The organism is Endozoicomonas sp. ALE010, assembly GCF_049310165.1.
In the GTDB taxonomy this organism is placed as follows: Bacteria; Pseudomonadota; Gammaproteobacteria; order Pseudomonadales; family Endozoicomonadaceae; genus Endozoicomonas.
In genome coordinates this window covers 1-3,410 of record NZ_JBLYNV010000148.1, presented here as the reverse complement: position 1 = coordinate 3,410, position 3,410 = coordinate 1, and the positions used below count along the sequence as shown (strand labels likewise).

The window sequence follows — 3,410 nt, the reverse complement described above, 5'->3', positions numbered from 1 at the left end:
GGCTCCGGCAGTGGCCGGGGCACGGTGGTCATTGACAATAGCTGGCTCATCCCGGGGAGGTGCCGACTTGCCGACAGGCTTGCCGGAGAGATGGCTGTCCAGCTGGCGACGTTTGCGCGAGTCACCATGGCACTGCGGGATCTCTCCTTCCAGGAAAACCTCCGCAAAGGCATCGGGCTCTTCGAATATATCGACAAAATCAGTGGGGAAACGCTCCCGGTTTTCCAGTCCCCCCAGATTGGCCAGGTAGTCGGCTTTCTCAATCTGGACGAGCTGGTTGACAGCGTTCATATCGCCACTAGCCACCACTGCGGGCGGCAAGGTGAACTCATCATCGGCGACGGTGGTATTGCCGATGATCTGCAACAGGTGACGATCAACCTGTGGCGGGCGCAGATCATTATCGTCGTCATGGTTATCCAGATAGTTCGCCAGCCCCTGGAGAACGTCCCGGAACGTTGTGGACAACCCGAACGTGGCACTGAACAAACCATTGACCGTGGCAACCATGCCCTGGGCGTTAAATCCCTGGAAAACCGGCGACTCTGCCGCCTCCTCCAGGGGGAACCCGGTGGCTTTGATCATATTGAAACGGGCTGCACCGTACTGTGAATACATGTTCAGGAACTGGTTGACCAGATCATCGATCATGGCCTCCCGGGTGGGATTCTCGCCGCTCGTATTTGGCCCCATGGTCAGGCTATGAGAGGCATCATACCGAATACACCGATCGACCCGGATGAGGAGCCTCTCGAACGTGCTCATGAGTGCCCGTTCTATAGTCTGCAGGCCCTGAGCACAGCACACCAGTCGTTCCAGCGACCATTGCTGGTATATCCAGCCATTGTGGATGAGGGTGTTATCACTCTCCTCGATGTCCTGCACTGCCCGGGTATTGGCCCTCTCGATATTGCTGATGCGCTGGCTAAAGGCATGGTAGGCCTGCGTGGCACGGTCGGCATACAGTTTCAGCAGTTTTTTCCCTGCTACAGTGATTCGGGGGGCCTGGTTTGCAGCCCGCTCCAGCAGTTCGCTCAGCGCCGAAGTGTCGGCCAGCCCCTGCTCGCTGGTCGGGCAGGGAAGCTGCTCGCCATACAATTGATTTTGCACATCAGTCGTATTGTCAAACACGTCTCTGAACATCGCGAAACGCTCATCCCTGAGTGGTCGCGTGTTACAGAAGTAGGCATCGCGCTCGGCCAGGATGATTTTATCGATCACCGCCACATCCCTGGGGTTCAGCATGGGTAGCGACAAGTTAAACTGATCGTTCCCTACCCGAACATTTCCCACTATCCTCTGCAATGCCGTATCAGGCTGCGGGGGGCGCATATCGTTGGCACCATCCCGGTGCCAGTGACCATCATGAGTCAGAGTGCTCTCAAGCGTCAGCAGCACCTTCCGGATGGGGTTTGACATCATCCTTCCCGATCTCCACGCCGATCTCACCAGCAACCCGGCAAGGGCCTCGACAATGGCCCCGGCATTGTACCCCCGGAAGCGATCATCCGCTGCCGCCTCGCCCCCGAATCCGGTGGCATTGACCATGTCATAACGGGCAGCGCTGTAGAGCCCATACAGGTTCCGGAACTGGTTGGCCAGATTATTGATGATTGGCGCTTCGGGCAAGAGCCTGATCGGTCCCGTATGGTTGGGTGACTCCTTCTTGTAGCTGAGGTACTGCTCCGCAGTACTGCTCATGTTAAGGAAGCTGTCCCGGAACTGCCTTTCCAGTGTCTCCAGCAAGTTGACGCAGCACACTTGTCGTTTTTGCGGCCAGGTAATTGAGTCTGAATCCACCGCTGGTATGGCTGCCATAATCTGCCGATTCTGCTGCTTTATGTCACCGGCCTGACGGTCATAACTGTCATAGATTGCCTTGGTCTGGTCGGAATACCCCTTCAGCAGTTTCCGCTGGGTCGGGGTGAAGTGCGGCGTATGAGAACCGGAAGGCAGCGGCGGCTGTCCAAGGTCCGCATACCGTTTCAACCGCTTTCTGTCCTGTGGACCAACCTGTTCCTGGAGGCTTTCAGTGCCTGGGGAGGAGGAGGTCGCAACCGGCTCGGCAGGCGTACTGGATACGGCCATATGCCGGGAGGTGTCGGTTTCAGCACCGTCGGTGGCAGACGGTGATGGGAGTGTTGCGGTGGAAGTGGTTTGTGCGGTAGACGACGAAGCTATTTTTAGCGATGTTGACGGTTCTTTCGTCATCTCTGATAAGCCTGCTGATGCCTCGGTGGTCTTAATCGACGAACTAATTTCCAGTGAGATCCGAGCCAAAGTGCTGGATGACGATGCCTGAGTGTCTGCCATTATTGCAGCTGTGCTTGAATGAATTGACTTTGTCCGACTAAACAAGTCTGAAGATCTGGCAGGCTGAATCAAATGGCTGGTTTGATCCTGGCTACTCAGTTTATTAAGGGTCGTCGTCCCTGTCTTTTTATTATTAGTCACCTGCCGTGAGTGAAACGCACTGGTTTTATCAGCACGATCAGGAACATCTATATCAGGAAAACCTGAATGGTGATTGGTTAGCTCAGTTGGTTTAATCGAAACTTGAACATGCATGGCTTAATTAACCCGTCAGTTGACTTATATTCTTTCAGATTTAGTGGAAAAATATCTAACTTTATGTAGTTTGCAAATATTTGAGAGAAAAAAAGTATACAGTCCAAGGGTGACAAATAAGGATTGTTGATTATTGTCGTTTTTAGTATTTGAGCGGCTGATTAATATTCAACCCCATCTTGAGACACAACGAGATACATCTTTTCTGTTATTTCTGTTATTTAATTTGAACGGGTGGTTTGACAATTTCAATGCCACTGATCACGCCTTGCTCCATGTCGATGCAATATCAGGAAAACCTTAGTATCAAACAGTTTATCCAGCTTAAACTGGTTTAAAATTCGTACGACGATATCATGCATTCTCTCTAATTTTGAAAAACATATTGTCTTTCTGGCTAAACGCTTGATCCAGGTTATGAAATTCAAAATTTTACGCTCTATTTTTTGAGCATTTTTCTTTCCAACTAAATGCGATGCGTATTTTCATCGAGATGACGCTCACAGGCTTCCCAATCATCCGTATAAAATGCCAGGATTAACTTGGAATAAGCCTTTTTCTTTTTTTAAATGTATTTATTACTGTTTTTTTATTGATTCCCAAAACCCTGCTTGTATCTCTAATACCACTTCCATTAATTGCCATTTCGGCAACCTGTTTTTTAATACCAGGCTCGTAAGCTTTATAGCGATATTCAGGTATAAAGGCTTTGGTTCCACATTCATCATTACAACAACGTGGAATACCTTCGTTAAACCGCAGTCTGAACAAACTCCTCCACTTCGGTTTGCAGCCGCGCCGCTATTTCCGCCTCTCGTTGCCCGGCAGGTACTGCCTTGCCA

At 50.9% G+C, this 3,410-nt stretch carries 3 protein-coding genes and 1 pseudogene; 1 reads left to right on the top strand and 3 read right to left on the bottom strand.

All coding sequences use genetic code 11. From position 1 onward, the window contains the following. Positions 1-1,989: hypothetical protein (locus ACO6UY_RS24220; protein WP_422491602.1), on the bottom strand; the 1,989-nt coding region annotated here is incomplete at its 3' end. A gap of 43 nt (positions 1,990-2,032) precedes the next feature. Here ACO6UY_RS24220 and ACO6UY_RS24215 point away from each other — a divergent pair. Next, positions 2,033-2,302 (top strand): hypothetical protein, encoded by a 270-nt coding sequence (locus tag ACO6UY_RS24215; RefSeq protein ID WP_422491601.1) that lies wholly within the window; start codon positions 2,033-2,035, stop codon positions 2,300-2,302. A gap of 514 nt (positions 2,303-2,816) precedes the next feature. On the opposite strand, the pseudogene ACO6UY_RS24210 reads toward ACO6UY_RS24215, so the two are convergent. Next, positions 2,817-3,032, bottom strand: a pseudogene (locus ACO6UY_RS24210) (IS1 family transposase); the annotation flags it as partial. A 73-nt stretch (positions 3,033-3,105) separates the two neighbouring features. Continuing rightward, entirely contained in the window at positions 3,106-3,339 is a 234-nt protein-coding gene (locus ACO6UY_RS24205; protein WP_422448627.1) for an IS1-like element transposase, read from the bottom strand. Positions 3,340-3,410: the final 71 nt, after the last annotated feature.